Annotated in this window: 22 protein-coding genes; 4 read left to right on the top strand and 18 right to left on the bottom strand. The window is 44.2% G+C overall.

The features are described 5' to 3' along the window. Positions 1 to 75: 75 nt before the first annotated feature. Positions 76 to 1,404: a PLP-dependent aminotransferase family protein gene (locus ACESTK_RS07565; RefSeq protein ID WP_226855001.1), complete on the top strand. Its 1,329-nt coding sequence runs from the start codon at positions 76 to 78 to the stop codon at positions 1,402 to 1,404. Between the two features lie 149 nt (positions 1,405 to 1,553). Here the strand turns inward: ACESTK_RS07565 and ACESTK_RS07560 are convergent, their stop codons facing one another. From ACESTK_RS07560 to ACESTK_RS07500, 13 genes are all read right to left on the bottom strand, one after another. Continuing rightward, positions 1,554 to 2,195: a precorrin-8X methylmutase gene (locus ACESTK_RS07560; protein ID WP_173771998.1), complete on the bottom strand. Its 642-nt coding sequence runs from the start codon at positions 2,193 to 2,195 to the stop codon at positions 1,554 to 1,556. A gap of 2 nt (positions 2,196 to 2,197) precedes the next feature. Continuing rightward, positions 2,198 to 3,706 (bottom strand): cobyric acid synthase, encoded by a 1,509-nt coding sequence (locus tag ACESTK_RS07555; RefSeq protein WP_187565981.1) that lies wholly within the window; start codon positions 3,704 to 3,706, stop codon positions 2,198 to 2,200. 43 nt (positions 3,707 to 3,749) lie between these two features. Then, positions 3,750 to 4,796 (bottom strand): histidinol-phosphate transaminase, encoded by a 1,047-nt coding sequence (locus ACESTK_RS07550; protein WP_226855003.1) that lies wholly within the window; start codon positions 4,794 to 4,796, stop codon positions 3,750 to 3,752. A 127-nt stretch (positions 4,797 to 4,923) separates the two neighbouring features. Further along, positions 4,924 to 5,889 carry an adenosylcobinamide-phosphate synthase CbiB gene (gene cbiB, locus ACESTK_RS07545; protein ID WP_226855004.1) on the bottom strand — a complete coding sequence of 322 codons (966 nt, stop codon included), beginning with the start codon at positions 5,887 to 5,889 and terminating at the stop codon, positions 4,924 to 4,926. After that, positions 5,886 to 7,388 carry a cobyrinate a,c-diamide synthase gene (locus ACESTK_RS07540; RefSeq protein WP_373119355.1) on the bottom strand — a complete coding sequence of 501 codons (1,503 nt, stop codon included), beginning with the start codon at positions 7,386 to 7,388 and terminating at the stop codon, positions 5,886 to 5,888. The genes cbiB and ACESTK_RS07540 overlap by 4 nt, the downstream gene beginning before the upstream one ends. A gap of 64 nt (positions 7,389 to 7,452) precedes the next feature. Next, positions 7,453 to 9,498, bottom strand: coding sequence for a precorrin-6A reductase (gene cobK, locus ACESTK_RS07535; RefSeq protein WP_373119354.1), 2,046 nt, complete (start codon positions 9,496 to 9,498; stop codon positions 7,453 to 7,455). Further along, a complete protein-coding gene (gene cobJ, locus ACESTK_RS07530) occupies positions 9,491 to 10,231 on the bottom strand; it encodes a precorrin-3B C(17)-methyltransferase (RefSeq protein WP_173716581.1) in 741 nt (246 codons plus the stop codon). The genes cobK and cobJ overlap by 8 nt, the downstream gene beginning before the upstream one ends. Beyond that, the gene (locus ACESTK_RS07525) at positions 10,224 to 11,315 is read right to left on the bottom strand and encodes a cobalt-precorrin 5A hydrolase (protein ID WP_302672239.1); all 1,092 of its coding nucleotides are present in this window, start codon (positions 11,313 to 11,315) and stop codon (positions 10,224 to 10,226) included. The genes cobJ and ACESTK_RS07525 overlap by 8 nt, the downstream gene beginning before the upstream one ends. A gap of 61 nt (positions 11,316 to 11,376) precedes the next feature. Further along, positions 11,377 to 12,135, bottom strand: a complete 759-nt coding sequence (cobM, locus tag ACESTK_RS07520) for a precorrin-4 C(11)-methyltransferase (protein ID WP_118579928.1) — start codon at positions 12,133 to 12,135, stop codon at positions 11,377 to 11,379. A 107-nt stretch (positions 12,136 to 12,242) separates the two neighbouring features. After that, positions 12,243 to 12,926 carry a precorrin-2 C(20)-methyltransferase gene (gene cobI, locus ACESTK_RS07515; RefSeq protein WP_173769672.1) on the bottom strand — a complete coding sequence of 228 codons (684 nt, stop codon included), beginning with the start codon at positions 12,924 to 12,926 and terminating at the stop codon, positions 12,243 to 12,245. Positions 12,927 to 13,068: 142 nt separating this feature from the next. Continuing rightward, positions 13,069 to 14,244, bottom strand: coding sequence for a cobalt-precorrin-5B (C(1))-methyltransferase CbiD (gene cbiD / locus ACESTK_RS07510; RefSeq protein ID WP_204452308.1), 1,176 nt, complete (start codon positions 14,242 to 14,244; stop codon positions 13,069 to 13,071). Positions 14,245 to 14,261: 17 nt separating this feature from the next. Next, positions 14,262 to 14,525, bottom strand: coding sequence for a hypothetical protein (locus ACESTK_RS07505; protein ID WP_373119351.1), 264 nt, complete (start codon positions 14,523 to 14,525; stop codon positions 14,262 to 14,264). Between the two features lie 50 nt (positions 14,526 to 14,575). Further along, positions 14,576 to 15,919, bottom strand: a complete 1,344-nt coding sequence (locus ACESTK_RS07500) for an MATE family efflux transporter (protein WP_373119349.1) — start codon at positions 15,917 to 15,919, stop codon at positions 14,576 to 14,578. Positions 15,920 to 16,112: 193 nt separating this feature from the next. Here ACESTK_RS07500 and ACESTK_RS07495 point away from each other — a divergent pair, with 193 nt between their 5' ends. Continuing rightward, complete coding sequence (locus ACESTK_RS07495; RefSeq protein WP_243110361.1) at positions 16,113 to 17,003, top strand: RluA family pseudouridine synthase; 891 nt, start codon at positions 16,113 to 16,115, stop codon at positions 17,001 to 17,003. An 83-nt stretch (positions 17,004 to 17,086) separates the two neighbouring features. Here the strand turns inward: ACESTK_RS07495 and ACESTK_RS07490 are convergent, their stop codons facing one another. The 3 genes from ACESTK_RS07490 to coaBC all read right to left on the bottom strand — a co-directional run bounded on the left by ACESTK_RS07490 (position 17,087) and on the right by coaBC (position 20,032). Continuing rightward, positions 17,087 to 17,860, bottom strand: coding sequence for a type III pantothenate kinase (locus ACESTK_RS07490; RefSeq protein WP_118579916.1), 774 nt, complete (start codon positions 17,858 to 17,860; stop codon positions 17,087 to 17,089). A gap of 93 nt (positions 17,861 to 17,953) precedes the next feature. Continuing rightward, positions 17,954 to 18,604, bottom strand: coding sequence for an ECF transporter S component (locus ACESTK_RS07485; protein WP_118579913.1), 651 nt, complete (start codon positions 18,602 to 18,604; stop codon positions 17,954 to 17,956). Positions 18,605 to 18,832: 228 nt separating this feature from the next. Continuing rightward, complete coding sequence (coaBC, locus tag ACESTK_RS07480; protein WP_118579910.1) at positions 18,833 to 20,032, bottom strand: bifunctional phosphopantothenoylcysteine decarboxylase/phosphopantothenate--cysteine ligase CoaBC; 1,200 nt, start codon at positions 20,030 to 20,032, stop codon at positions 18,833 to 18,835. Between the two features lie 322 nt (positions 20,033 to 20,354). Between coaBC and ACESTK_RS07475 the strand changes: the two genes are divergently transcribed. After that, positions 20,355 to 20,915: a class I SAM-dependent methyltransferase gene (locus tag ACESTK_RS07475; protein ID WP_264295785.1), complete on the top strand. Its 561-nt coding sequence runs from the start codon at positions 20,355 to 20,357 to the stop codon at positions 20,913 to 20,915. 124 nt (positions 20,916 to 21,039) lie between these two features. Here the strand turns inward: ACESTK_RS07475 and ACESTK_RS07470 are convergent, their stop codons facing one another. Next, positions 21,040 to 21,840, bottom strand: a complete 801-nt coding sequence (locus tag ACESTK_RS07470; RefSeq protein WP_118579907.1) for a peptidylprolyl isomerase — start codon at positions 21,838 to 21,840, stop codon at positions 21,040 to 21,042. A 166-nt stretch (positions 21,841 to 22,006) separates the two neighbouring features. On the opposite strand from ACESTK_RS07470, the gene ACESTK_RS07465 reads away from it, so the two are divergent. Beyond that, on the top strand, positions 22,007 to 22,486 hold the full coding sequence (locus tag ACESTK_RS07465) for an S-ribosylhomocysteine lyase (protein WP_118579904.1): 480 nt from the start codon (positions 22,007 to 22,009) through the stop codon (positions 22,484 to 22,486). Positions 22,487 to 22,637: 151 nt separating this feature from the next. Here the strand turns inward: ACESTK_RS07465 and ACESTK_RS07460 are convergent, their stop codons facing one another. After that, entirely contained in the window at positions 22,638 to 23,135 is a 498-nt protein-coding gene (locus tag ACESTK_RS07460) for an SH3 domain-containing protein (RefSeq protein ID WP_118579901.1), read from the bottom strand. Positions 23,136 to 23,201 lie beyond the last annotated feature (66 nt).

Below are 23,201 nucleotides of genomic sequence, written 5' to 3'. Positions count from 1 at the left end.
GTTTATATTATAAAATATCATCTAAGTGTATGTACAGAAATATCCAAATTCAACTTTTTTAGAAGGGACAGTTTTATGTTAGACATTGAAAAGAATCAAAACCGCACTACGCATCTTTATATGGAAGTTTACGAATACTACCGGAAACTGATCCTGGATGGGAAAATGACACCCGGAAGCAAAATGCCTTCTCTTCGCAAGTGTTCCCAGGAGCTGAAGCTTTCCCGCACTACTATTGAAACTGCCTATCTTCAGCTTGCCGCAGACGGCTACATTATGGCAAAAGCCCAAAGCGGCTATTATGTCACAGAGATTGCCTCCCACCAGCATAAAAACAACCAGCCGGGTACTCACAAAGAAACTCATTACCGCTATGACCTGGCATCTTCAGGCGTGGATAAAGAAAGCTTTCGTTTTGACCTGTGGAGCCGTTACATGAAAAGCGCCCTCCGACAGAATGAACGCATGCTGACCTACGGCGAACCCCAGGGGGAAGCGGATTTCCGGGAAACTTTGTCCGATTATATCCGTGAGAGGCGAAACATTCTTTGTTCACCGGATGACATTGTAGTAGGTGCCAGTTTCCAAAGCCTGCTGCAGATTCTCTGTCCTCTTATCCATGAAGTATATCCGGAATTTCACCGGGTATCCTTTCCAACCCCTTCTTTCGTTCACGGAAGCACAGTTTTCGGGGACTATGGATATGAGATCTGTTACCGTAACAAAGACTGTGATGTGGTCTATGTTTCTCCTGCACACATGACAAAGTGGGGCGAAATCATGCCGGTAAAGCGCCGTCTGGAGCTTTTGAAATATGCAAATGAACGCCATCATCTGGTAATCGAAGATGATTTCGAAAACGAATTTGTCTATTTCCAGAAGCCTACACCCTCCCTTTTCGGACTCTCCGGAGGACAGGGCGTAGTTTACATTGGTTCATTTTCCAGATTGCTGCTGCCTTCTATCCGTATCAGCTTTATGATCCTGCCTCCTGAGCTTCTCAATGCTTATAAAAAGAAAGCCGGATTTTATAACCAGACTGCTTCCAAGGCAGAACAGATTGCTCTGTGTCAATTTATCCGGGACGGTCATCTTGCTGCACAGACCAGAAGGCTGAAACGACTTTATTCTTCCAAATTAAAACAGCTTCGCAGCTCAGTCCGTCAGGTATTTGGCACTGGCTGTCAGATTCAGGTGGGCGCAGCCGGTACCAGTCTGGCTCTTACTTTGCCTTATGAAAAAAGCGGGGATGAATTAAAAAAACAGGCTTCTGAAAAAAGCCTGCATTTACAAATTTTAAAAGAAAGTGAAAAAGATGTGACGGTACTTATGTCCTGTTCTTCCATGCCAGTACAGGATTTCATCCCGGCCTGTGAACTGCTGAAGTCTGTAGTTTTGGACTAAACGAATATGTCGCCTATTCGGCGACATCACCATATATGAAAGTCAGCTGTTCCGCGCCTATGGCGCTCCCACAGCTGCCGTCCGGGACTTTTATAGTAAAAGCAGCGTATACTTTGCCATTTACCACAGACAGAGTATACGCCGTTTTTTTATCCCCGGTTGTTGTCAATCATATACAGCAAGGCATTACAGATGCACGCTGCGATATTTGATCCACCCTTACGCCCGCGGGCTACAATGTACGGTACCTCTGTATGCATAATCAGTTCCTTGGACTGCACCACATTCACAAACCCCACAGGCACACCGATGATCAGCTCCGGATCCAGCTTTTTCTCCTCGATCAGCTCATAAAGGCGAACCAGTGCTGTAGGTGCATTTCCAATGGCAAAGATCAGCTTTTTATCCAACCCGGCCGCCTTGTCCATGCTGGCTGTGGCACGGGTGGAACCATTTTCTTTCGCAATCTTCGCCACATCCTCATCTGACATAAAACAGTAAACCTCACCGCCATACCTTGCAAGGGCGCGTTTATTGATTCCTGCTTTTGCCATCTGGGTGTCGGTTACAATACAGGCGCCATCTTTAATTGCCTGAATCGCTTTTTCCACTGCGTTTTCGGAAAAACAAAGATTTTTCGCATAATCGAAATCAGCGCTTGTGTGAATACATCTCTTTACCACCAGCTCTGTTCCCGGAATCAGAGGGGTATCACCAAGCTCCTCTGTGATGATCTCAAAGCTTCTTTTCTCTATGTCCATTGGTTTTACATTTTCCAGTTCTACCTTCATATTTATACCCCCTCTTCCAGGATTTCATATATTTTCTTCATATCCAGATGTTTCCGTAGCTCTGCTGCCAGGATATCATACTGGGTTTCCTTAAACGCCTGGAAATCCATACCAGTCATTCCAGATACATCCAGTCCTTTCTTTTCTCCAATGATCTGTACGATTGCCTCAGCTACTGCCTCTTTATCAAAGACACCATGTACATAGGTTCCGCACACATTGTCAAGATATGCACCATCCGCCTTTCTCTCTCCGGTTACGCTATCCTGAATATTTGTAGATGGCTTTGCATCTCCTTTCAGGGCAGTCTCGCCCATATGGATCTCATATCCTTCCAGAGCAGTATCACTAAGCTTTGCAAACGCACCAGTCAGCTGGCTAAAGGAGCCTTCCACTCTGGTTCTGGTCTTTTTCCTGGCAAAAACGGTATCCATTGGAAGAAGTCCCATACCTTTGATCGTTCCGCCAGCTTCCACTCCATGAGGATCGCTTAAAGTTTCGCCCATCATCTGATAGCCGCCGCAGATTCCAAAAATCAGCTTTCCTTTCGCAGCCTCCTTCAGGATCAACGCTTCCAGGCCATTTTCTCTCATCCACAGAAGATCTTCCATTGTATTTTTGGTTCCCGGCAGAATGATCATATCCGGATTGCCAAGCTCTGATGGATTTTTTACATAGCGAAGGGAAACTCCCTGAATACTCTCCAGCGGATTAAAATCTGTGAAATTAGAAATTCTGGGCACTCGGATCACCGCAATGTCAATCATGTCTACTGTCCGTTTTGTCTCAAAACGTTCCGTCAGGCTGTCCTCATCCTCCACCTGAATATTCAGATAAGGAGCTACGCCTACAACCGGAATGCCGCTTCTCTCCTCCAGCATTTCCACCCCAGGATCCAGAATGGTTTTGTCTCCACGGAATTTATTGATGATCAGACCTTTTACCATCTCCTTTTCATCTTCTTCCAGAAGCATGACAGTTCCGATCAGCTGGGCAAAAACACCGCCACGGTCAATATCTCCCACCAGAAGAACCGGAGCCTTTGCCATTTTCGCCATACCCATATTTACGATATCATCACTTTTCAGATTGATTTCCGCCGGACTTCCGGCTCCCTCTATAACAATAATATCATTTTCTGCTGCAAGAGCATTGTAAGCCTTCATAATATCCGGCACCAGTTTTTTCTTATATTTGAAATAATCCCTGGCGCTCATATTTCCCAAAACCTCACCGTTTACGATTACCTGGGAGCCTACATCGTTTGTAGGCTTTAAAAGAACAGGATTCATCAGAACAGAAGGAGCAATTCCGGCTGCTTCTGCCTGCATCACCTGGGCACGTCCCATTTCCAGACCTTCTTTTGTGATAAAAGAATTCAACGCCATATTCTGGGACTTGAAAGGTGCCACACGATAACCGTCCTGTTTAAAAATTCTGCAAAGGCCTGCTGCCAGAAGGCTTTTTCCGGCATTGGACATTGTCCCCTGCACCATGATTGCTTTTGCCAAAATGTGTTCCTCCTTTTATAAAATCACATTTTCAACTTTGGTTCTATCTATTTCTTTCTATTTCTTTCAATGCCTTGACAAGCTGCTGATTTTCTTCATGTTCCTTCACCGCAACCCTGTAATATCCTTTGGAAAGTCCGGTATAATTGCTGCAATCGCGTATCAGGATCTTCTTCTGCTCCAGCTTCTCATACAAATCCAGCGGACCTGTAAAAAACACATAATTTGCCTGAGATGGGTAAACCGGATAACCAAGAGCAGTCAATTGCTCTTTCAGGTAAGCCAGCTCTTCAAATGTCACCTGTCTGCCCTTTTCTACATATTCCGTTTCCTGTAATGCAGCCAGACCTGCTGCCTGTGCCATGGAAGAGACATTCCAGGGCTGACATACACCTTCTATTTTTTCCAGAAGTCCTTTATTTCCGCAAAGACCATAGCCAAGTCTCACACCTGCCATAGCATAGCGCTTTGTAAAAGCTTTCAGAAGAAACAGATTGTCATAGGTTTCCAGATATTCTTTTAGCGTATATTTTTCTGGTGATGGAACGAAATCCAGGAAGCATTCGTCCACAGCCATAAGAATATCAAGCTCCTGACAACGCTTCAGAATTTTTTCCAGCAACGGTTTTTCCACCAGAAGCCCGGTTGGATTATTGGGATTACACAGGAAAATAATGTCAATCTCTTTTGTCAATGTCTGTAAGAAGTCTTCCTCCAGCACAAACCCCTTTTCCCCATTCAGGGGAAAAAACTCTACCTGGCAATCCACACTATATAATGCCTGCTGGTATTCTGCAAAAGTCGGAGCCGGCACCAGAGCCCGTCTTGGATTCACCGCCCGGCAAAGGGAAAAGATCACCTCTGCAGCACCGTTTCCGCAGATTACCTGATCCGGCTTCGTATTCTCATATTCTGCAATGGCTTTTTTTAAGGGAGTGCAGCCTACCTGGGGGTAGTCGTTTATATGCTCCAGACTTTTAATGATTGCTTTTTTGATTCCCTCTGGGGTACCAAGAGGATTGCAGTTTGCTGAAAAGTCAATGCACCCCTGATGATGATACACATCACCGCCATGTATGTGTTTTTCCATTGTTGTCTCCATTCAAGTAATTACACGGTCTAAAGCGTGTTTGAAAAAGGCTTTCTACAAGATGTGCGTCTCAATTTTAAAACATACTTTAATCTTTTATTTTTTGCTGTTTTTTCAGCAAAATCCGCTATAACACAGTCTTCAGAAGAACACTCAGACCGAAGAATAAAATTGCTCCCACAATACAGGTTGCATAAAGCAGTTTATTCGCTCTTGGAATATCCTCGATTTCAACCGGGCGGATCGGATCCCCGATCGTCGGTTTTTCATATAGCTTACCAAAATAATAAGCATTTCCTGCCAGCTGTACATCCAAGGCTCCTGCCATAGCCGCTTCTGTCTGGGCAGAATTGGGGCTTGCATGATTGCGGCGGTCTCTTCTGTATATTTTTACTGCATTTTTAGTATCCATTCTAACAAATACTGTGGACAATGCCATCAGCCAGCCGGAAATTCTGGCTGGAATATAATTTGCCACATCGTCAAGTCTGGCTGCACATCTTCCAAAATACAGATATTTATCGTTTTTATATCCAAGCATAGAATCCATAGTGTTGATGCCCTTGTACAAAAACATCAGGGGAATGCCGCCGATTGCCATATAAAGCATAGGGGCAATAATTCCGTCAGAGGAATTTTCCGCAACCGTTTCCACAGCTGCCTTCGTCACTCCGATTTCTGAAAGTGCCTGTGTATCACGTCCCACAATCATGGAAACGGCATAACGCGCTTCCTCAATGGTTCCGTTTTTCAGGCGGTCATATACTTTCATACTTTCCACTTTCAATGATTTTGTTGCAAGCAGCTGTCCGCACCAGAAAGTCTCCAGTGCAAAGCCCAGCCAGAAATTCCATTTATAAAACAGATGGATTACAACGTAAGGAATAAAAAAGGTAATAAAACAGACAAGGACAACTTCCAGAATGCCTCCTGCCCGCTCACCCTTATCTGTTTTCGGAAACACCTTTCGTATTCCTTTTTCCAGTATGCTGATCAGATTTCCTATAAGACATACCGGATGATATAGCCATCTTGGATCTCCCATAAGCAGGTCAAGAATAAAACCTGCGGGAAGAGTTAATAATCGTATCATTTTTGTAACTCCTTATACTCCAGACACTTTTTTAAAAATGCCTGCGGGATTTTCGGATTTGCGTAATAATATAAATGAGGAAAACCAGCTAACAAATGATCAGAGCCGTGCATGCAGTCCCACCCGCGTTTGCTTTCCGGTTTGGAAGCATGAAATGCAGTTCCACAATTATCCGAATCAAAATAATGAAATTCATGGGCCGGACTTACTCCAAGATCTGACTCCCCAAGAATTGCAGTTTCCTGTTTTCCATGGGAAATCCCCTGATTCTGCTTCAAAGTAATATAGCCAAACCGGGTCAGTCTGGGTGTGCGCCATACCTTACCCGGAATAACGCCTGCCATTTCATAGAATTTCCCATCCATTCCCTCCATGCTTTCGTGGAGATACATGAACCCACCGCATTCTGCAAGACAGGGCATTCCATCCTTTATGGCTGCCGCAATTTCCTGCCGCATAGAAAGATTCTCCTCCAATGCTTTTCCATTTAATTCCGGATATCCACCATAGAGAAGAAGTCCGTCCAGATTTTCTGGTAAATGTCCGTCATGTACAGGCGAAAAGGCCACCAGCTCGGCACCCATGGAACGAAGAAGATCCAGATTGTCTTCATAAAAGAAGCAGAATGCCTCATCTTTCGCAAGACCGATCCGAAGCTTCTTTGGGCTTTTCCAGGTATACACCTGACTCATTTCAGTCAATACATCCACTTCTCTTTTCACCTTTTCAGCTATTGCACTGGTTCCAGATGGCTGACATAGGGATCTCTCATCTGTCTTTTCCAACAATGGATATTCCAACACTGGTGCCTCATTGGCCAGTTTTAATATCTCTTCTATTTCCAGACTGTTCTCCAGCACTTCTGCCAGCTTCAAAAGCCGTCCCTTCAGTTCCGGGATTTCTTCTGGCAAAATCAGTCCCAGGTGTCGGCTCTCGATCACACAATCTTCCACCCTTGGCACATAGCCCAGTACTTTGATGCCAAGCTCCTCTTCCACCAGTTTCTTCATTCTGGGATAGAGCATAGGGGACATCTGGTTAAAAATCACGCCTTTTATGCGGCTGTCTTTTTTGTATTCCAGAAAGCCTTTTATGTAGGCAGCAAGAGAGACACTCATTCCCTTGCTGTTCACGATCAGAATAACCGGCGTATCCGTAACTCGCGCCAGATCATAAGCACTTGCCAAAGTAGTGGTTCCTGCCACTCCATCGTAAAAACCCATAACGCCTTCCATCACTGCTATTTCACAGTCAGCACTGTTTTTTGCAAGAAGAGATCGGGTAATATCCTCTCCTGTAAAAAAAGTGTCCAGATTTCGGGATTTTGTACCAATTACCTGGGTATGGAACATGGGATCAATATAATCCGGTCCGCATTTAAAGGAGACTGTCTTTATTCCTCTGTTTACCAGTACCTGCAGCAGACCACAGGTGAGAAGTGTTTTTCCGCTTCCGCTGGCTCCTGCTGCAAGCAAGATCCTGGGTATTCTTTTTTTCATGATAGTCCTCCTCTTCTTTCCGCGCCAACAGCCTTTTTCTGCACTCTTAAGAAAACCACACCTGTCATATCTGCGCCCGGGGGCTCTGGCAGGTAATGATATAAATAGGATTTTCTCCCATCATTAGATGGTATCTTCCAATCTCTTTTGATCTGGAGGCTGTAAGCTGCACTGCTTCCTGATCTGCGAAATCGTATTCTTTCAATATTTCCAGTGCCTCACTGATAGTCTCCAGCGTAATGCAGTTGATCACGATCCGCACATCTCGGTTCTTTTCTAAAAGCAGGGCAACGATTTCTTTCAGATTTCCTGATGAACCACCGATAAACGCATGAGTAGGAACCGGCAGTTCTTTTAGTGCTTCCGGTGCCTCGCCCTTTATAATTTCCAGATTATCCGTTGCAAACCGCTGTTTGTTTTCGTAAAGAAGAGCCACCGCGTCATCCTTTTTCTCAACAGCGAAAACCTGTCCCTGATCTGCGCGAAGAGCCATTTCCACAGAAACAGAACCTGTTCCGGCACCTACATCATAGCAGATGGAATCTTCCTGAAGACGAAGCTTGGAAAGGGAAACACATCTCACCTCTTCTTTTGTCATAGGTGCTTTTCCACGGATAAATTTCTCATCTGGAATTCCATGAGTGGAAAATGCCGGTCTGGCTTTTTCATTGTAAGCACAGACAACGCTCAATGCCTGACCCTCATAGGAAGTCAGTTCACTGGCGTTCGCCTGGAATATTTTTTCATCTGGATAGGAAAGATTTTCTCCAACATAGAGAACCACATCTCCCATCTCATATTCCACCAGCTTCTGTGCAAGTTCCGCAACTGCACTTCCTGTTCCCAGAATGGAAAAAACCTTCTGATTCTGCTTGATCATGGAAACCAAATTGCAATTTTTGCCGTGGGCGCTGGTGATCTTCGCATCATCCCAGGATAAACTGATCTGGGACATAAAATAAACCACAGAAGAAATTCCGCAGATAATCTCAATGGAGACACAGCCATTCTCTTTTTCACTGTCCTCCTGCCCTTCAAAACCATCTGCTAAAACACCCTCTGGTTTCCTTCCATTCAACACATCCAGCAGCTTTTTCGCTCCGCTGTAGAATCCCACATCCCCGGACAAAGCTATCACAATATTCTCATATTCCGGATGGCTCTTAATATAAGCTCCAATCACATCACTGCGGTATTCATACACCACCTGCTGTCCCGGCTCCCGGATGGAATCTGCCATACGCCTGGCCCCAATGATCAGATCAGCTCTTTGAACTGCCCTTTTTCCCTGAATTGTAAGGGTTTTCTCACTTCCCATCCCAATTCCCAGAAGTGTAACGTGAGGTTTCAGGGTGAGTCCAAAGTGTTCCGCGAGCATATGTTTACATTCTGCCACAGAAAGACCCTCTTCCTGCAGCGGTCTTCCAATTATAACAGGAATCACATCGCACATAAGTGCAGCATCAATTTTCTCCTGGAAACCACCTGCTTTTCCTGTATCCTTTGTCACAAGATATTTGCAGTCATACTGACGAAGCATGGCTGCGTTTAATTCCATGGAAAAGGGTCCCTGCATACCGATCAGATGCTTGCCCTCAAAGCCGTAACCTTTGCAGGTTTCCATCACAGATGGCAAAGACAGAACACGGGCATAAATGCGTTCTCCAGCATCAGATAAAGCTGTAAATTTTCCAAGCTCCTTGCTGCCTGTAGTTAGCAGGATATTCCCCTTAGTGTCTTCCAGAAACCTCACTGCTGCCTCCGTGTCTTCCACATATACAGCTTTATCCTGATATGCGCCCTTTTCACGAAGTACTCTCTCATAGGAAAGCCCTGTATTTTTGCAGGCTGTCCAAATATTCTCCGTTACCTCGGCAGCATACGGATGGGTAGCATCCAGCACCAATCCGGGACTGAGTTCTTTCAGAAGATTTTCCATCTCCGCCCCATTCAGGCGGCCAGCGTGGATTTTCAGATATTCGCCCTCTTTTAATGATTTGCTGCCGTAATCGGTAGCGACACATGCAAGCACACTTACTTTATTTTTTGCCAGAAAGCTGCAGATTTCACAGCCTTCTGTGGTGCCTGCAAATACGACAACATCAAACATTTTTATATCCTCTTGGTGTTACCATTTTTCCATCAATATTTCTGGTCTGTGAATTTCCAATAAATACAGTGGTAAACATATCTACCTGTGTTTCTTTCAATTCAGCCAGAGTCATAACCCTGGCAGTTTCACCCTCGCGGTTAATGTTCTGTACGGTACCGCATACTGTTTCCGGAGATTTGTGTTGAAGCATAAGTTCACAGGCTTTTTTCAGATAATCGTGTCTCTTGTGACTGGACGGATTGTAAAGAACAATCACAAAATCAGCTTCCGAAGCCAGAAGAAGACGCTTCTCGATCTTTTCCCATGGGGTAAGCAGATCACTGAGACTTATAAGACAAAAATCATGGATCAATGGTGCACCAAGAACTGCTGCTCCTCCGGTTGCTGCTGTAACACCAGCTACCACTTCCAGCTCCACCTCCGGATAGTTTGCGCCGATTTCATACATAAGACCAGCCATTCCGTAAACTCCCGCATCACCACTGCAGATCATGGAAACTGTCTGGTCTTTCATAGCCTCATCAAAAGCCATTACACAGCGGTCTACTTCCTTTCTCATAGGTGTAGTGAGAAAAGATTTTCCCGGAAAATGGTCTTTTACAAGATCAATATAAACAGTGTATCCAACGATCACATCACTTTTTTCAAGAGCTGTAGCTGCAGCTCCTGTCATTCCTTCATAAGAACCTGGTCCGATTCCTACCACATAGATTTTCTTTTCTTTACTCAAAACGTATCCTCCAATCTCCAAGGACAAGAGCCGTTGTCACGCCCTCTGCGCCCCGTTTTCTCTGTATAAAATGAATGCCAGTATGATTCTCTGCGGCTTTCACCGCGCTTCGTTCACACACATTATCCACACCTACTGTCTTACTCACAAAAGAGGATGAGGTGAATTCACCCTGCACAGACAGAAGTTCCTCACTGGAAAATGTTTTGAAAGGAACTCCCAGCTTTTCTGAAAGAGCCAGAAGCCCGGGTTCTTCTTTTTTTACATCAATGCTTGCAAGAGCTGCAACTGCCTCCGGATAAATGTCATTTTCTTTCAGGCAGCTGAATGCTACATTTTCCACGGCTTCTGATTCTTTATTTTTCCGGCAACCCATTCCAAGCGCAGCAGCTGGTGGAACTACATGCGTCGTTGAGGCAAAGGGATGACAGCTTTTATGTACGGTCACGGCAATTCCCACCTCTGGAAGTGGTGTGCCATCCACAGTTTCATACTGTATTTCAGAAAGTGATATGCCAGTTTTTTGGCACCAGATCAGTCCCTTTGGCAGTTCTCCCTCCCAGGGAAATTCACTGTAGAATCCCACCTTCTCACCTGCCAGCAGCGCGGCAGAAACCTCTTTCGCCTCTTTCATTCGAAAAATGTGACAGTTATTTTTCTTTGCAAACACATCCACAGCAAATTTTCCCTCAAGGTCTGTGGCAGTTGTGACTACAGGGATTGCCTGTAAAATGTCTGCAGCCAGACAGGCAAGTTCATTTGCCCCACCAAGATGTCCAGACAGCAGGGATATCACAAATTTGCCCAATTCATCTACTACCAGCACAGCCGGATCTTTCTTTTTGCTCTGTATAAAGGGGGCGATGCTGCGTACTGCGATTCCGGCTGCTCCAATGAAAATAATACTGTCTGCAGTTTCGAACTGTTCTCCCGTCCATTTCCCGCAGCTTCCCTTTATAGAATCTGGAATGTATTTGCTCTTTGTGAAAAGAGAAACTATATTTCCTTCTTTTTCCAGTCCTTTTTTTAATTTCTCTCCTGTCTGCTGCCCTGTCAGGGTGTAGCATATCATGGAAATTTTCATCCGTTTTCCTTTCATCTGGAACAGGCTCTAACCTAAGCTGCCATATCAAATAACCTTATTCTTATTTCGTTGCTTCACGGAACTCTGTTGTAAATCCTGGATCGTATAACTTGGAACGGTCATAATGAGCGGCATTTACGCAGTCTCCAATGATCATAAGTGCAGTCTTCGTAATATGATTCTCTTTCGCAGTCTGCGCCAGAGTTCCTACTGTGCACACAAATTTCTTCTCATCCTCCCAGGTTGCCTTATACACAATCGCAGCAGGAGTATCTGCCGTATAACCGCCTTCGATCAGTCTTCTGCTCAGTTCTTCCAGCATTCCTGTGCTGAGAAAAACAACCATGGTTGCCTGATGAGCAGCAAAGGACTGAATGCTTTCCTTTGGCGGAACCGGAGTTCTGCCTTCCATACGGGTGATGATCACGCTCTGGGAAATATCCGGCAGCGTATATTCCAGATTTAAAGCACTTGCCGCACCGCAGAATGCACTGACACCAGGACAGTAATCATAAGCAATCCCTTTCTCATCCAGCACATCCATCTGCTCACGGATGGCACCATAAATACAGGGATCACCTGTGTGAAGTCTTACTGTTGTCTTGCCGGCCGCTTCTGCCTTTTCCATAACAGAAAGCACCTCTTCCAGTGTCATCTTTGCACTGTTATAAATAGTACAAATATCCTTTGTATACTCCAGAAGTTTGGGATTTACCAGAGATCCTGCATAAATAACTACGTCTGCTTCTTCCAGATATTTCTTTCCTCTTACGGTGATCAGATCCGGTGCTCCGGAACCTGCTCCTACGAAATGAATCATGGCTTTCTCTCCTTTTTCACTATAATTTTTATTGTGCGGCAAAGTTTTATAATTCTTACTTTAATAAATTTTCACTTTGCCTACATTGGTTTTTTATTTACATTATCTTATTTTTCCTTCACAATGATCAACGAATAATAACCTGCATCATCTGGAATTTCTTCCACACTTCTATAAATTTTCTCATCTGGCATTCCGCAATTTTCAATCATCTCGGCCTTATTACCAGATGCTTTGATCTGTGCTTTTACTTCCTGCATTTTTTTGCCGGTTTTCATCAAAACTTTCGTTCCGGGAAGCTTCAATGCTTCTTCTATCTGATAGGAGGCAGGGATTACATGAAGCTGCTGGGATTTTTCCACCAGTCCTTCATTAAATCTGGCACTGACTGCACAAAAGGATGTAATGCCGCTGACGATTTCTGTGGCATATCCCAGCTGTTCCACACGTTTGTGTACATAAATATATGTAGAATATACGGTCGGGTCTCCCAGGGTGAGAAATACTACATTTTTTCCTTTCTCAAGCCATTCTGCAATTATTTTTGCTCCTTCATCATGAACACGTTTCAGTTCTTCTCTGTCTTTGATCATGGGCATTGGCAGGGAAATCATCTGTTTGCTGTCAATTTCCGGGTACGCTCCTTTCATGATCCTGTATGCCACAGATTCTATTGGCTTTTCCCCTGGAAAAGCCAGTATATCTGCTTCCTTTGTAAGTCTTAAGGCCTTTAAAGTGATCAGCTCCGGATCCCCTGGGCCAACTCCTACGCCATATAATTTTCCTGTCATAGATCTCTCTTTCTGAAATAGTTTTTAAGCATAACTACTCTGTTTTTATTTTTTGCTCTCATAAACTGAACATATCTTTATTCGTAAAAATGCCCTGCAACATACTGTCCATGCCTGCAATCTGCACACTCTATCATCCCGCTTACATTTGAAGTTTAAGCATTTCATCCTGCTTTTGAATTTCCTGAATCAGTTCACCGGCATCTCTTGTTTTTCCCAGATATCCATATACATTGTTAAAAACAACCGCACCAAGCTTAATTTGTTCATAGGAACGGTGATCCAGATAAAACTGGATTCTTTCCATAATTTCTTTCATTGCAGGCTCTAAAAGGCCTTTTTCGTGCAAAATATCAAGAGCCTCATCTGTGGTATTACAATTCAGGATATCTCTGGCAGTATCTCCATCCGCTCCCACACGAAGAGCATTGGATGCAAGCACTTCCATTCGAGCATCTGCACTGTGGGAATGGGTGTTCATAATTCCTGCTGCTACCTTTACAAACTTGCCAATATGGGCAACAAATAGGATTCCTTTCACGCCCATATCCACAGCCATATCAATGGTTTCTCCCACATAATTGCTGCACTTGATATTTCGTTCGAAAGGTAAGGTCATGTGCTCACGCAGATAATCTGCCCCATAATTTCCAGGTGTCACAAGAAGATACTTCTCACCTTGGGTAAAATGCTGCTTCATTTCCACATGGATGCTCTCCACAAGGGCTTTTTCGCTCATCGGCTCCACGATTCCGGAAGTTCCAAGGATGGAGATTCCCCCTGTGATTCCCAGTCTGGGATTAAAGGTCTTCTTGCCGATTTCTACACCTTCTGGGACAGAAATCACAACCTTCAGCCCTCCCTCATAGTCATGGGAAACTGCAGCTTCTTCTGCCTCCCGAAGAATCATGGCACGAGGAACAGGATTGATCGCCGCTTCTCCCACTTTCTGGGAGAGCCCAGGTCTTGTAACTCTGCCTACGCCCGCTCCGCCATCTATAACGATTCCGGCAGTATCCGTCTTCCACACTGTAGCATACACAAGAATGCCATTTGTTGTGTCCGGATCATCTCCGGCATCTTTTTTCACTGCACAGGTAACCTGATTTTCACTGATCTGAATGTCATGCAGTTCCAGGTCAAGGAGGATTCCCTTGGGAGTCATAAGCGGTACAGATGTTAACTTTTCTTTTCCCAGAAGCATCAGGCAGGCGCCCTTGCAAGCTGCTGCCGCGCAGGAACCTGTAGTATAGCCAAAACGCATTTTCTTCTGTCCGCGAATCACATAATAATCTTCCAATCCTGTCTTATGTTCCATGTTTCTTGCCTCCAAAGCTATGAGGAACCCGCTATGCGGGCTTCCGGGATTGTGACGGCAATCTTCACGTCCGCCCCATCTGTTACGTAAATAAAAGAAGCCCTGTCCTGACAACAAAGCTTCTTTCCTATCAGTCTTATCCCGGTTGCCGCAGGAAATCCTGTTTCTGAAAAAGCAACCAGTATCTGACTGTACAGTAACGGACTTGTGCAGGAATTACACCTGGCTTCCTGATCATGCTTTTCCCTGTTTTTATCCGTTACATTATATAATTTTGCCATTTAAAAGTCAATAAAAGGGGATCGCTTTCCTTATCTTTTGCAGTTACCTTTTACACAACTTTATGTTCCATCCATTTTCCACTCTTAAACCGCAGACCAAACACGATCGCACGTACCGTCCAGTCTGTGAACATTCCGATCCAGACAGCCATCGGTCCCATGCCACATACCCGGATCAGATAAACGCACAGGCAAAAGCGGAAGGTCCACATAGTAATGCAGGAAGTAATCATGGAAAACTTCACATCTCCTGCCGCACGCATGCCGTAAGCCGGAATAAACGCAAACATCCATACGATTGGTTTCACAATGGTGATCCAGAACATCATATCAAGACACATTTCAGCGCTTTTAGCTTCCATTCCACCAATCATGGTAATCGGCCGTGCAAGGACATATACCACTGCACAGCAGGCGATGAGAAAGACTTCGGAAAAGATCATCAGTTTCTTCATATAATAAACTGCCTCGTCTTTTTTTCCGGCTCCAAGACTCTGTCCCACTACTGTCATAAGTCCGATTCCAACACCAATTACAGCTGTTCCATTTAACATCTCCAGCATATTTGTCATAGCCTGGGCTGCAATTGCAGTGGTTCCAAGTGTAGAGACTGTAGACTGGATTGCCAGCTTTCCAAGCTGGAACATGCTGTTCTCTATGCCAGAAGGAATGCCAAGAGCAAGAATCCTGCCAATCATTTTTCCATCCGTACGGATTTTCAGATAATCACGTACCACAATTGGCTGCCTGTCTTTTCTAAGCTGGTACAGCACTACTACTGCACAGAAAATTCTGGATACCAGTGTGGAAATGGCTGCTCCGGCAACTCCCATATGAAATACCCAGATCAGGATTCCATTTCCCACAATATTCATCACATTGGAAATAATGGAAATTACCATCGGTCCTCTGGTGTTTTCCTGTGCACGGAAAATGGATGCTCCGGCATCATAAAGTGCAATAAAAGGATAGGACAGCACAGTATAAAAGAAATACACCATAGAATTCTCCATAACATCCGCGTCTACTTTTCCGAAAATAAAGCTAAGAAGCGGTGCACGGAAAGCAAGTCCAAGCACAACGATGAAGACAGAAATGGTTGTTATAATAAAAAGTGCCTGCCTGGCTGATTTGTTCGCCATCTCGTGATTCTTCTGTCCAAGATACTGGGTACAGATAATGGTACCTCCTGCTGCCAGTGCAGAAAAGGCCTGAATAATCAGTACATTGATAGAGTCCACAAGAGAAACGGCGGAAATGGCCGCAGAACCTACATTGCTGACCATCATAGTATCTACCGTACCCATCAAGGCATTTAACAGCTGTTCCATAATAATAGGAACAAGAAGCGCCCGGAGCATTTTGTTTGTAAAAAGATGTTGCTGTTGTTTCATATGTTTTCTCTTTTTCCTTAAATGTATAAATAGTTCCTGTCGCATGGATGTATATCTCATAAAACTGCTTCAGATACTTCCATGCAAATATTTTCTGTGCTATTATACACCTTGAGCGAAAAAAATACAGTATTTAATTACGCACAATCCTTATGTTTCAACATAATTTTAATACAATTTTAGGAGGAACACCTTGGACAGAATTCTTACATACACTATAAAGCCAGAGCAGGAAGGAATGCAGCTTCTTGATTTTCTCAGGAGCAAGGGCTTTTCCCGGGGAATTTTATCTTCCATGAAGGCAGATAAAAATGCGATTCAGCTAAATGGTGAACGAGGATTTGGGAAATCAATTCTTCAGGCCGGGGATTCTCTTCACATACATATTCCGGAAGCGGACAACACTGAGAATATCCTGCCTGTGAAAATGGATCTTTCTATTCTATATGAAGATGAAGATATTTTAGTCATAAATAAGGCGGCAGACATGCCTGTGCACCCTTCCATTGGAAATTATGATAATACACTGGCGAATGGAGTTACCTGGTATTTCAAAGAAAAAGGACAGCATTTCGTCTACCGCTGCATCAACCGTCTGGACAGAGACACCACAGGAGCCCTGATCCTGGCGAAAAATCCTTATAGTGCAGCAGTTCTCTCTGCCCAGATGAAACAGCGTCAGATCCGGCGTACCTATCTGGCAATTGTACAGGGAATCGCACCAGAGCAAGGAACTATTGATGCGCCTATCGGGCGCGCAGCAGATTCCACCATCGAAAGACAGGTGGATTTCGCAAATGGGGAAAGTGCGGTCACACACTATGAGCGATTAGCCACCTATCATTCCTACTCTCTCATCGAGCTCCATCTGGAAACCGGACGCACTCATCAGATCCGTGTGCATATGAAGTACATTGGACATCCGCTGCCAGGAGACTTTCTCTACAATCCAGATTACAGAATTATAAAAAGACAGCCCCTGCACTCCTTTCAGCTGGAATTTGCTCACCCTGTTACAGGAGAAAACATGTGTATTACTGCCCCTGTCCCAGAAGATTTTGCAGATGCCTTTCATCGTTCCTAACGGTAACCGAATTCGGGCAAAAACAGGTCAGAACCTCATAACCGTGAAGTTCTGACCTGTCTCATTTTTCACTCTCAGAAAGCTTATAATTCTTTTCTGTTCTTCTCATATATAATGAGCAAACCTTTTAACAAAAGATCCTCATCCAACAAAATCTCCCGCTTGCAATGTGGGATAATCTTACGTGCAAGACCACCAGTTGCAACAACTGTAATTTTCTGACCAAGCTCTTCTTCAATTCTGTCAACAATTCCGTCAAGGGCTGCTGCATTGCTGTAAATCACACCGCTTTTCATGCATTCAATGGTATTTTTTCCAATGATGCGCTTCGGTGCTTCAATACTGATTCCGCTAAGCTGAGAAGCACGGGCTGTAAGGGCATCCAGGGACACTCCCATTCCGGGAAAAATCATGCCTCCCACATAATGCTTCTTCTCATCTACCACGCTTACCGTACTTGCAGTTCCCATATCAATAATTGCCAGTGGAAGAGAATATTCATGAATTCCTGCAACTGCATTTGCTACAAGATCTGCTCCAAGCTGTCCGGGATTATCCATCAGGATATTCAGTCCTGTTTTTACACCTGGTCCCAATACCATAGGTTCTTTTTTCAGAACCTTTTCAGCTGCAAGCTTCACGGCATTGGTAATCTGCGGTACTACAGAGGAAATAATGCAGCCTTCAATATCAATCCGCTTAATATGATATAAATCCAAAACTGTCTTCAGATCAACTGCGTATTCCAGTTCTGTTTTTGTACGGACAGTGGAAAGTCTCTCAATGAAATAGGTTTGCTTTGAATCAATGCAGCCAACTACAATATTTGTATTTCCAATATCAATTGCTAAAATCATTTTTTCCTCCATGGTTTCTCTATCATCAGCCAGACTGCTTTCAGCCGCAATCAGCGGACCTTTTCAGAAACAATCTGGCTGTTTTCAATTTTCTTAAACTTCTGCTGTTTTTACCACTTTCTCAGATTTCTTCTCTGTTCCCGGAAGAAGCCTTGCCTTGTAAAGGGCTGCACCTACAGCACCTGTGATAACGGTAGCGGAAAGCATTTCACATACTGCGTTGATTCCTACAAATGTACAGATGAACAGAATCACGTTTTTTCCACCCATAAGTCCCTGTACATACTCGGTATTTCCGAAAAGGCCAACTAATAACCCCATAAAAAACAGAGTATTTAAAAATGCGGAAAGAAATCCTGTTACAGCGCAGGAAAGATAAATATTTTTTGATTTTCTGCGGACTCCCTGGAAAATATATCCAAGAAGAAGTCCGTCAACCAGTCTTGGAATAAATCTCTGAACAAACGCCAGGAATGGATTGATTCCGAATAAGGTAACACCCATAAGGCTGGTACCGCCAATGCCGATACACTGTCCAAAGCTGGTAAGTCCGAATACGGCTCCCGCAATGGCTCCGCCTACAGGTCCCATTGTAATTGCGCTGATGGCAACCGGAATAATATTAAAGGTGATTGCAAGAGGCCCGATATTCAGGTAGCCAAGAGGTGTGTAAGCCATAAGAAGCAGAATTGCGATCATAAGGCCCAGTAAGGTGATTTGAGATGTTGTAAATTTTTTGTTCATGTTGTCCTCCTTGTTATCGTTCCCTATATTAGAGCCTGTTCAGACTCAGGGATACAATACGGTATGGAACAGCGGGCATGCTTTTTTTGTATTTACCCGCCACTCTGAAAAATGTGTTATCCTCTGTCCAGATTTACAAAATACAATCTGCGAATATAACACCAGTGCCACTGCCTGCGGCTTCGCAAAAGATTTATAAATGCTGCCAGAATGACAGCCTGTAAATAACTATCTGCGAACTCTCTCAAGCAGTATTTTATCCAGGATCTTACCGGCTGCATCCTCCTTGCTCATTAGCGGGAGTGATACTTCCTCATCCTGTGTAATCAGAGTCAGAACATTGGTGTCCCCCTGGAATCCGGCGCCTGCCATTTTTACATTGTTGGCAGCTACCATATCCAGATTTTTCCTGGTAAGTTTGACTCTGGAATTACCGATCATATTCTCTGTTTCCATGGAAAATCCACAGAGAAACTGTCCATCCGGTTTGTGCTCTCCAAGATATTTCAGAATATCATCTGTTCTCTCAAGGGCAATGGACATGTCATCGTCTTTCTTTTTAATTTTTTCATCGCTCACACTGGCCGGACGATAGTCTGCCACTGCTGCTGCTTTAATGATAATATCCTGTTCCTGACTGACAGAGGTTACAGCCTCATACATATCTCTGGCTGTTACCACTGGAACCACTCTCACAAATGGTGGCGGTGCAAGTGCAGTACGTCCACTTACCAGTGTGACATCTGCTCCGCGCAGCATAGCCATTTTTGCAATGGCATAGCCCATCTTGCCGGAAGAATGGTTGGTAATATAACGGACAGGATCAATTGCCTCCTGGGTAGGACCGGCGGTAACCAGCACCTTCAGCCCTTTCATATCCTTCTCACAGGCACACTCTCTCAAAATATAGTTTAAAAGAGTCTCAGGCTCCGGCATTTTGCCAGCTCCAGTATCGCCGCATGCAAGATAGCCTACAGCAGGATCGATTACTTCGTATCCATAATGCTCCAAGGTTTTTAGATTATCCTGGACAATGGGGTTCTCGAACATATTGGTGTTCATCGCCGGAGAAATAAATTTCTTGCATCTGCATGCCATAATGGTGGTTGTAAGCATATCGTCTGCAATTCCATGAGCCAGCTTGCCTATCACATTAGCACTTGCCGGTGCGATCATCACAACGTCAGCCTTTTTCGCAATGGACACATGCTCTACCTGGAACTGAAAATTCCGGTCAAAGGTATCCACAAGGCATTTATTCCCGGTAAGTGTCTCAAAAGTAATGGGATTAATAAAATTAGTGGCATTTCTGGTCATTAGCACATGAACGTCTGCCTGCTGCTTCTTCAGCGTACTTGCAAGATATGCAATCTTATATGCTGCAATACTTCCAGTAACTCCCAGAAGAACTGTCTTTCCCTCTAACATTATCTTCCCTCATCTCTCTTTGAAATCTTTTGGACAAAATTCATCTGTTATTTTATACCTTTTGTCCGTACCGCTTATTATAATGCAAAGAGACGTATGAATGCAATGTATTTTTTATATGTTCGGCTTTTCATACATAATTTACCTTTATATGCATCTTTTCTTTGTTTTTTTATCTGTTATAATAACCTTAGACTTTTAACAGCTATTCCAGAGCATGTTTGAAAATCCTTCCCGCAACCTGCATGCCCCACTTTGCGGGAAATTTTGCCATCTGTTTTCGACTTTCATTATAAGGATACTACAAAAGAAAGGAACCATTATGAACTACCAGATCACACAGTGGTGCGCCCACTTTATCTCAGAGCATGTAAAAGAAGGAGACCTTTGCATTGATGCCACCATGGGAAACGGAAATGACACTCTGCTTCTTTCCCGTCTTTGTGGGGAAAAAGGGCATGTACTCGCTTTCGATATTCAGGAAATAGCACTTGCCAATACCAGAGAGCGGCTCGAAAAAGAAAATGCCCCCCACAATTATGAACTATTTCTGGATTCCCACGTAAATATGGGAAAATACGCAGAGCCTGTGAGTGTAAGCTGCATTGTATTCAATTTCGGCTATCTGCCGAAGGGCGATCATACTCTTGCCACAAGGGCAGAATCCAGTATTCAGGCACTTACCGTATCCCTGTCCCTTTTGAAAAAGGGCGGGATCCTGATGCTGTGTATCTACAGCGGCGGAGATTCCGGGTTTGAGGAACGGGATGCACTGCTGGAATGGCTGAAGGTACTGGATTCCAGGAAATTTCTGGTTATCAAAACAGAATATTACAACCGTCCTAATCATCCGCCTATGCCCGTACTTGTAGTCAAACTGTAACTTGTATACAAAAAGCAACAACTTTTTTCCATATATTTACTCAAAAACACCCCTTAGACAGACTGTAATTATTTGTGTCTGCCAAAGGGGTATTTTATCTTCGGTATTCTTAAACTGTACTTTGTCAGTCAATAACGGTAACGCTTGTCATCACCGGCTGCTCATCTGCTGAAATAGTTCCATTGTTATCTGTAGGCTTTGCATCCTTGCAGATCTGGTCAACAATGTCCATGCCTTCTGTCACATGTCCGAAAGCGGCATACTGTCCATCCAGATAGGTACTGTCAGACTGCACGATAAAGAACTGGGAGCTTGCACTGTCCGGGTCTGAGGATCTTGCCATGGAGATCACACCTCTCTCATGGGAAATATCGTTCTTTACACCATTCTCAGAAAACTCGCCCTTAATAGTCTCATCAGAGCCTCCTCTTCCGGTTCCTTCCGGATCTCCGCCCTGGATCATAAATCCATCAATAATACGGTGGAAAGTAAGTCCGTCATAGAAATGCTCCTGTGCCAGTTTCACAAAGTTGGTTACACTGATAGGTGCTGTGTCCGCATCCAGTTCCACCTTAATGGTACCGTAGTCCTTCACCTCAATCTCTGCATGATGAAGACCGGTAAGAGGCTCTGAAGTATCCAGAACAGTGCTGGTATCGTCTGCTGTCTCATCTGTACCTTCTCCATCCCCGGAACCGTCTGTAAAGCCGGAAACTTCTTCCTCCGTTCCTTCTGGCTGGTCAGCACTTTCCTCTGTACTTTCCTCTTTTGTTTCTTCAGTGTCTTTATTTTCTTCTGTATTCTCCTTAGTATCTGCTTCTGTGCTCTTGCTTTCCTCTTTCGTATCATCTGAACCACAGCCTGCCAGCATTCCTGCGGAAAGAGCTGCCACCATCAGCATTGCCAGAATTTTTCTTTTTTTCATGATTTTATGCCTCCAATTCTTGATGCCATCTTTTTCTATTATAACGAAAATCACGTAAAAAACAATTGTTTTCACAGATTGTTCAATTTCTTTTTCTTTGTCTTGCCACAGCTTGTATTGTCTGCTAAAATCAAGAAAGAATTTATCAGAAAGCGAGGTCTTTTTTATGGAAAAGATTACCAGTTTCACAATAGATCACATCAAACTTCAGCCAGGCGTTTACGTTTCCCGCAAGGATCCGGTTGGAAATAGTGTGATCACCACTTTTGACATTCGTATGACTTCCCCAAATGAGGAGCCTGTTATGAACACAGCAGAGCTTCACACCATTGAGCATCTTGCTGCTACTTTTCTTCGCAACCACAAGGAATTCGGACCGAAGATGATCTACTGGGGACCAATGGGCTGCCGTACCGGCAATTATCTGCTGCTGAACGGAGATTATGAATCTAAGGATATTGTTCCGCTTATGGTTGAAACCTTTGAGTTTATCCGTGATTTCCAGGGCGAGGTTCCTGGTGCTTCCCCGAAAGACTGTGGAAATTATCTGGATATGAACCTTGGAATGGCGAAATATCTGGCTAAGAAGTTCCTGGATGAAGTGCTGTATGACATCAAGCCAGACAGACTGGTTTATCCGGAATAATTTGATTTGATATATTCAGAAATCTCCCTCTTACCATTTCATGGCAGGAGGGAATTTCTTTAGTACTCAAAAAACGCTATGCAAACGATAATATCATCCATTTACATAGCGTCTTTCATCTCATCATTTCATCGCTTAAATTTCCAGCCTGTCAGCCTGCGACAGCCTCATCAGCTGCAGCATCTGCACTTCCTTCTGTAGCTGCCTGATCAGCAGTTCCATCTGCGGCTGCACCGTCAGCTGCCACTGCACTTACATAATCACCGGACACATAAGCAGTCTGTCCCTCATAGGAAACCTCAATCCAGCCATTGTCGCATACACCTGTACTTGTAAGCTGTGTACCGCTTGTTACACCTGCAATCCAGGTAGCATCTGCACTTGCATCTGCACGAAGGTTAATATCTGCATTCGCAACATATGTACCATCCTGCTTGGTTACATTCACACCGCTTGCAGTCTGCTCTACAACTGGTTCTGGAGTAGGAGTAACTTCTGGTGTAGGAGTCACCTCAGGGGTTGGTGTTGGAATAGGGGTCGGGGTTGCCTGTATAACTGTAACGCTTGCTCCTGCACCTTCCTCAAATCCACATCCAGGGATGCAAAGTGCTGCGCCCAGAAGCAAAACGGCTAATGCTGCTTTTTTCATAATATAGTTCCTCCTTTACAAAGCAATGGTGCTTTGAATTGATTCATCTTCTTTTCATATAATATT

The sequence above is a fragment of the Ruminococcus sp. Marseille-P328 genome, from assembly GCF_964249465.1.
In the GTDB taxonomy this organism is placed as follows: domain Bacteria; phylum Bacillota; class Clostridia; order Lachnospirales; family Lachnospiraceae; genus Blautia_A; species Blautia_A faecis.
Note: the sequence above shows the minus strand (reverse complement) of the source record. Positions and strands in the feature narration are given on the sequence as shown.

What these genes read in the sequence shown, in the direction of transcription:
- ACESTK_RS07565 (WP_226855001.1), top strand. Translation starts at nt 76, where the DNA reads ATGTTAGACATTGAAAAGAATCAAAACCGCACTACGCATCTTTATATG.
- ACESTK_RS07560 (WP_173771998.1), bottom strand. Translation starts at nt 2,195, where the DNA reads ATGAAGGTAGAACTGGAAAATGTAAAACCAATGGACATAGAGAAAAGA.
- ACESTK_RS07550 (WP_226855003.1), bottom strand. Translation starts at nt 4,796, where the DNA reads ATGGAAAAACACATACATGGCGGTGATGTGTATCATCATCAGGGGTGC.
- cbiB (WP_226855004.1), bottom strand. Translation starts at nt 5,889, where the DNA reads ATGATACGATTATTAACTCTTCCCGCAGGTTTTATTCTTGACCTGCTT.
- ACESTK_RS07540 (WP_373119355.1), bottom strand. Translation starts at nt 7,388, where the DNA reads ATGAAAAAAAGAATACCCAGGATCTTGCTTGCAGCAGGAGCCAGCGGA.
- cobK (WP_373119354.1), bottom strand. Translation starts at nt 9,498, where the DNA reads ATGTTTGATGTTGTCGTATTTGCAGGCACCACAGAAGGCTGTGAAATC.
- ACESTK_RS07525 (WP_302672239.1), bottom strand. Translation starts at nt 11,315, where the DNA reads ATGAAAATTTCCATGATATGCTACACCCTGACAGGGCAGCAGACAGGA.
- cobM (WP_118579928.1), bottom strand. Translation starts at nt 12,135, where the DNA reads ATGATTCATTTCGTAGGAGCAGGTTCCGGAGCACCGGATCTGATCACC.
- cobI (WP_173769672.1), bottom strand. Translation starts at nt 12,926, where the DNA reads ATGACAGGAAAATTATATGGCGTAGGAGTTGGCCCAGGGGATCCGGAG.
- cbiD (WP_204452308.1), bottom strand. Translation starts at nt 14,244, where the DNA reads ATGGAACATAAGACAGGATTGGAAGATTATTATGTGATTCGCGGACAG.
- ACESTK_RS07505 (WP_373119351.1), bottom strand. Translation starts at nt 14,525, where the DNA reads ATGGCAAAATTATATAATGTAACGGATAAAAACAGGGAAAAGCATGAT.
- ACESTK_RS07500 (WP_373119349.1), bottom strand. Translation starts at nt 15,919, where the DNA reads ATGAAACAACAGCAACATCTTTTTACAAACAAAATGCTCCGGGCGCTT.
- ACESTK_RS07490 (WP_118579916.1), bottom strand. Translation starts at nt 17,860, where the DNA reads ATGATTTTAGCAATTGATATTGGAAATACAAATATTGTAGTTGGCTGC.
- ACESTK_RS07485 (WP_118579913.1), bottom strand. Translation starts at nt 18,604, where the DNA reads ATGAACAAAAAATTTACAACATCTCAAATCACCTTACTGGGCCTTATG.
- coaBC (WP_118579910.1), bottom strand. Translation starts at nt 20,032, where the DNA reads ATGTTAGAGGGAAAGACAGTTCTTCTGGGAGTTACTGGAAGTATTGCA.
- ACESTK_RS07475 (WP_264295785.1), top strand. Translation starts at nt 20,355, where the DNA reads ATGAACTACCAGATCACACAGTGGTGCGCCCACTTTATCTCAGAGCAT.
- ACESTK_RS07470 (WP_118579907.1), bottom strand. Translation starts at nt 21,840, where the DNA reads ATGAAAAAAAGAAAAATTCTGGCAATGCTGATGGTGGCAGCTCTTTCC.
- ACESTK_RS07465 (WP_118579904.1), top strand. Translation starts at nt 22,007, where the DNA reads ATGGAAAAGATTACCAGTTTCACAATAGATCACATCAAACTTCAGCCA.
- ACESTK_RS07460 (WP_118579901.1), bottom strand. Translation starts at nt 23,135, where the DNA reads ATGAAAAAAGCAGCATTAGCCGTTTTGCTTCTGGGCGCAGCACTTTGC.